Origin of the sequence: Kribbella antibiotica (assembly GCF_004349055.1) — a bacterium.
GTDB classification, from domain to species: Bacteria; Actinomycetota; Actinomycetes; order Propionibacteriales; family Kribbellaceae; genus Kribbella; species Kribbella antibiotica.
Genome location: NZ_SMKX01000267.1, coordinates 1 through 5257, shown reverse-complemented (window position 1 = coordinate 5257; position 5257 = coordinate 1). Strand labels below are relative to the sequence as shown.

Genomic DNA, 5257 nt, shown 5'->3' with positions numbered 1-5257 from the left:
CCCGGACCCCCGCCCCGTCGCGCCCCTTGGCCGCCGCAGCGCGGCTGCGGGGCTGCCATTTGGTGGGCTGACCTACGGCGTTGTGGGTGGGCCCACCGCATGCAGCTAGCCCTCCCACCACCCGATGGGCGGACCCACCAAATGACGGAGGGCGAGGGGGGTCCGCCGCATCGTGGCGACAACCCCGCCGTACGACGTGTGCTGGCCGGTTAGGCCTCTAGTAGGGCTTTGGCTTCGGCAATGCGGTTGACCGAGGCGGGGGTCATGGGGTCGGCGGAGACGATCAGGTGATCGGCGCCTAGGTCGCGGTAGGTGGCGAACAGGTCGGCGAGTTCCGGGACTGTGCCGGCGAAGGCGGTGGGGTCTTCCTCGGCCGACGGCTGATCGGGGTCGCGGATGCTAAGGCCGATCGTCGTTGCGACCGGGCGGCCGGCTTTGTCGACCGCGGCGCGGAAGGCGGCTAGGCGCTCGGTGAGTTTGTCGCTAGGAGCGCCGTACCAGGCTGTGTTCCAGGCGTCGGCCCACTCGGCGGTCAGCCGGAGCATCCGCGGTCGCGCGCCGGCGATCAGGATCGGGATCTGCCGGTTCGGCGGTGGGGTGAGCGTGGCCTCGGCGGTTTGGTAGTAGGTCCCCTTGAAGTCGACCGTCTCGCCGCGCACCAGCCGCGCAACGATCTCCAGCCACTCCTCGAACCGCCCGACCCGGTGATCGGTCGGCAGCCCGAACGCCTCGTACTCCGGATCGTGCCACCCAGCACCGACCCCAAGAATCAGCCGCCCGCCGGACACCTCATCCAGCGCAGCCGCCATCTTCGCGGTCAGCCCCGGGTCGCGGAACGATGCGCAGAGCACCATGTTCCCCACCTCGACCCGCTCGGTCACCGCCGCGACGGCACTCAGCAGCGTCCACGACTCGTGCATCCCGTGCACGACACCGTCCGGCGCCTGGTAATGGAAGTGGTCCGCGAGCCACACCGAGTCCAGCCCGGCGGCCTCCGTCGCCTGCGCAACGTTCCGTACGTCGCTCCAGCGCGGCATTTCCCCGGTCGGTCCGTCGGACCCACCCACTGGCAACATCACACCGATCTTCATCCAGCCAACCTACGCAGCCGCCGCCCCCGCTGACGACCCCCATCTGCGTACAGAAGAACTGTTAGAGGTCGCCCTCCCGACACCATCCGCGCGCCACCTCACGCCTGCGGCAACCCTTGGTCGGCGACTACTAACAGTCCGTCTGTACGCAGACACAGCGCGGCGCCCCGGTCGTGGACCAGGGCGCCGCGTTGCTTCCGACCGCCGGCTTCCGACTCGGCGGTGGCTCTTTGGGTAGGGCGTCAGCCCAGGCGAGCCTTGAGGTTGTCGAGCTCGACCTTCAGCTCCGCCGGAACGGTGTCGCCGAGCTTGGCGAACCACTCCTCGATCAGCGGGATCTCGGCCTTCCACTCGTCAGCGTTCACGTCCAGCGCGATCGCCAAATCCTTCTCGCTGAGCGACAGCCCGCTCACGTCCAGCCCATCGGCCGTCGGCACGTATCCGATCGGCGTCTCGACCGCGGCCGCCTGGCCCTCGATCCGCTCGATCATCCACTTGAGCACGCGGCCGTTCTCACCGAAGCCCGGCCACACGAACTTGCCGTTCTCGTCCTTGCGGAACCAGTTCACGTAGAAGATCTTCGGCAGCTTGCTGGCGTCGTTCTCCTTGCCGACAGTCAGCCAGTGGTCGAAGTACTGACCGGCGTCGTAGCCAAGGAACGGCAGCATCGCCATCGGATCACGCCGTACGACGCCCACCTGGCCGACGGCCGCAGCGGTCGTCTCCGAGGACAGCGTCGCCCCCATGAACACACCGTGCGCCCAGTCGCGCGACTCGGCCACCAGCGGCACCGTCGTCGCCCGGCGACCACCGAAGATGATCGCCGAGATCGGTACGCCGTTCGGGTCGTCGTACTCGTCCGCGAGGATCGGGCACTGCTCGATCGGGGTGCAGAACCGGCTGTTCGGGTGGCTGGACAGCTCGCCCGAGGCCGGCGTCCACTCGCGGCCCTTCCAGTCGGTCAGGTGGTCCGGCGGGGTCGGCGAGTAGCCCTCCCACCAGACGTCACCGTCGTCGGTCAGGGCGACGTTCGTGAAGACCGAGTTGCCCTTCTCGATGGTGCGCATCGCGTTCGGGTTCGTCTTCCAGCCGGTGCCCGGGGCAACGCCGAACAGACCGAACTCCGGGTTGACGGCGTACAGGCGCCCGTCCTTGCCGAACCGCATCCAGGCGATGTCGTCGCCCAGCATCTCGACATCCCAGCCCTCGAGCGTCGGGTCGAGCATCGCCAGGTTGGTCTTGCCACACGCGCTCGGGAACGCGGCCGCGACGTAATGGACCTTCTTCTCCGGCGAGGTCAGCTTGAGGATCAGCATGTGCTCGGCCAGCCAGCCCTCGTCGCGCGCCATCGCGCTCGCGATTCGCAGCGAGTAGCACTTCTTGCCGAGCAGCGAGTTGCCGCCGTACCCGGAGCCGTAGGACCAGATCATCCGCTCCTCAGGGAACTGGACGATGTACTTCTCGTCGTTGCACGGCCACGGCACGTCCTTCTGCCCGGGTGCGAGCGGAGCGCCGACGGAGTGCAGGCAGGGCACGTAGTTCGCGTCGGTGCCCATCTTCGCGAGCACCTCGGAACCGGTGCGCGCCATGATCCGCATCGAGCCGACGACGTACGCCGAGTCGGTGATCTCGACGCCGAACATCGGGGTCTCGGCGGTCAACGGGCCCATGCAGAACGGGACGACGTACAGGGTCCGGCCGCGCATCGAGCCGCGGTAGAGGTCCGTCATCAGGACCTTCATCTCGGCCGGGTCCATCCAGTTGTTGGTCGGACCGGCGTCAGCCTCATTGGCCGAGCAGATGAAGGTGCGCTGCTCGACGCGGGCGACGTCACTCGGGTCGGTGCGGACCCAGAACGAGTTCGGCTTCTTGGCCTCGTTGAGGCGGACCATGGTGCCGCCGTCGATCAGCCCCTGCGTCAGTACGGCGTACTCCTCGTCGGAGCCGGTCACCCAGTGAATGGCGTCCGGCTGCGTGAGCTCGGCGACCTCGGCCACCCATGCCAGCAGTCCCGCGTGCTTCGTCGGTGCGCCGGACAGGTCGTACGCCGTTGCGGCGATCGATGTCGGCGGCGCGGTCTCGGTGAGGTCGGCGGTGTGGGTCGGGCTGGCGGTGGTCGTCATCGGCGGCTCATTCCCTCTCAGCTGTCGAGCCCGGCGGCGTTCCGGCTTCCTCGACGCTGAGGAAACGGCTACGGCACCGGCCGCCAGGGTCTCCAGCGGTTCGATCCAGCGGACTGGCGGTGTGATCTGTCGCATACCAGTAGGCGTAGTGGACGTATACCAGTGTGCAAGTGGTACTAACGGTACGCGACGAGTATGTCCGCTGTGAACCCACTGAACGTGAACCCGGTCACAAAGTTTTGCCGACAACCGCTTTCCGGTAGAGCTTGTGAAAATGAGAACGGCCCGCGTCGGGACGCGGGCCGTTCGGTGAAGATTTTGCGGCGGATCAGCTGGTCTGCCGCCAGATGTCGTTCAGCACCCGCTGTACGTCGAGCTCCTCGCCGGCCGCACCGGTCACCGCGACCCCGACCAGCCACCACTGCCCACCACTCTGGAACGCCCGCGTCATCATCAGCGCGTACGGCTCGGTCTTGGTGGTTTTCTCCTGGGCGGTCAACCAGGTCCGCTCGTCCTTGGCGACCGTCGGGGCCGTCGCCTTGTAGACCTTCGTCCACTGCTGGTCGAACTCTTGGCGTTTGGTGGTGCAGTCCTTGAGGTTCGCGCAAGCGCTCAGCGCGAGCCGCAGGTCCGGCGGGACCTTCCGCCCGGTCGACTGCTCGTCGGTCTGGATCCGCCGATACGCAATCGTCGACGACTCCCCCAGGGAAGACACCGCCGGCGGCCGCGGCCAACCCAACGCAAACGGCAGGTCCGCCTTGGTGACCACCTGCAGGTCAGCATTGGCCTCGTACGTCGCTCCTAGCAGGCCAGGCTTTCCATCCGGCCGCTTGTACGGCGCCGTCGTGATCTTCGGCAGTCCCGGCAGCAGGACGGTCTCGGGGAGTGCCGCAGGGCTCACGGCTGCCGGAGGAGGCGCCGCGGTCGGCCCGTCCTTCACCACACCGCCCACCGCAGCTCCGACGGAGTACGTCACGGTGAACGCCAGCAGCACCACAACCGCCGCCACCGCATAAACCCAGCCACCTAGCCGCGCCAACCGGCTGTCAGGCTCAACGACGCTCTGCTCCACTTCCGGTTGGGCGTCAGCTTCGGTCGGCGGAGCTGCTCCTCCGACGTACGACGGGAACGTGGAACTCGCGGTTGGCGCGATGCCGCCGTACTGGCTGAGCAGTGAGCGCACCTCCCGCAGCGACTCGTCATCGTTCCCCAGCACCCCGTCAAGCGAGTCAATCAGCCGCTCAGCGCCAGACTGGCCAGGCACGAGCTGCGTGATCGCATACGGCCGCTCGGCATTGAAGTTCGCCGCCCACAACGGCGTCTCCGCCTGCCCCGGCTCGAGCGCCGCATCCCGCCCGGCCTGCACCAGCCGCTCCTGCACCACCTGCTCCCGCGCACCCGCGTCCGTCAGCACCAGCGCAACCACCTCCATCCCCGTGAAGGCCCGTCCCCGCCACACCTCCGCCAGCGGATGCTCCAGCAGCAACTGCTCGAACTGGTACCCAGCGATCTCCGGCGCGCTCACTTCGTCTCCCAGATCGCCCGGTCCGCCAGCACCGTCGCCGCCTGCCGCGCCGTCTCCTCCAGCACCGGACTGGCCGTGTACTCCACCAGTACGACGACATCCGCCCGCTGCACCAGCACCCGCGTCGTGAACGACTCACCCGCCAGGCCGTTCACCGTCCGATCCGCCTTCGTCGGATAAGGCCGATCCGGCACCGCCTTCAACGGCGACCGGTCAAACGCCTTCCGCGCCATCGCCTCTGGCGAGAACGGCGTCTCGCCAACACCCGCCAGCTTCCCGCCGTACGGGGTGATCGTCAGCTTCACCGAAGCGGTCGAGAACGTACCCGGCTGCGGCCGGCTGCCACCCGCCGTACAGGTCACTGCGTCCGTCCCAGCCTGCGCCAACCGCCCACTGGATGCCTTAGGCAACAACGCCGTCACATCACCCAACCGAGCACAAACGTCCCGCGCCATCACCCGCGCCGGCACCACATCGTCGTCCTGCACCGGCTTCCCCAGCGCAAACCCGACCCCACC

Annotated in this window: 4 protein-coding genes; all 4 read right to left on the bottom strand. The window is 68.0% G+C overall.

The window, feature by feature from the left end; translation table 11 throughout:
- Positions 1 to 209 precede the first annotated feature (209 nt).
- Positions 210 to 1091 (bottom strand): LLM class flavin-dependent oxidoreductase, encoded by an 882-nt coding sequence (locus E1263_RS41810; RefSeq protein WP_132177933.1) that lies wholly within the window; start codon positions 1089 to 1091, stop codon positions 210 to 212.
- 242 nt (positions 1092 to 1333) lie between these two features.
- Positions 1334 to 3214 carry a phosphoenolpyruvate carboxykinase (GTP) gene (locus E1263_RS41805; RefSeq protein ID WP_132177931.1) on the bottom strand — a complete coding sequence of 627 codons (1881 nt, stop codon included), beginning with the start codon at positions 3212 to 3214 and terminating at the stop codon, positions 1334 to 1336.
- A gap of 328 nt (positions 3215 to 3542) precedes the next feature.
- The gene (locus E1263_RS41800; protein WP_132177929.1) at positions 3543 to 4739 is read right to left on the bottom strand and encodes a hypothetical protein; all 1197 of its coding nucleotides are present in this window, start codon (positions 4737 to 4739) and stop codon (positions 3543 to 3545) included.
- The coding region (locus E1263_RS43060; RefSeq protein WP_165956942.1) for a hypothetical protein at positions 4736 to 5257 on the bottom strand (522 nt) is incomplete at its 5' end. The genes E1263_RS43060 and E1263_RS41800, both read right to left, overlap by 4 nt.

Bases quoted from the DNA above. Each gene is read 5' to 3' on its own strand.
- E1263_RS41810 (WP_132177933.1), bottom strand. From the start codon at position 1,091: ATGAAGATCGGTGTGATGTTGCCAGTGGGTGGGTCCGACGGACCGACC.
- E1263_RS41805 (WP_132177931.1), bottom strand. From the start codon at position 3,214: ATGACGACCACCGCCAGCCCGACCCACACCGCCGACCTCACCGAGACC.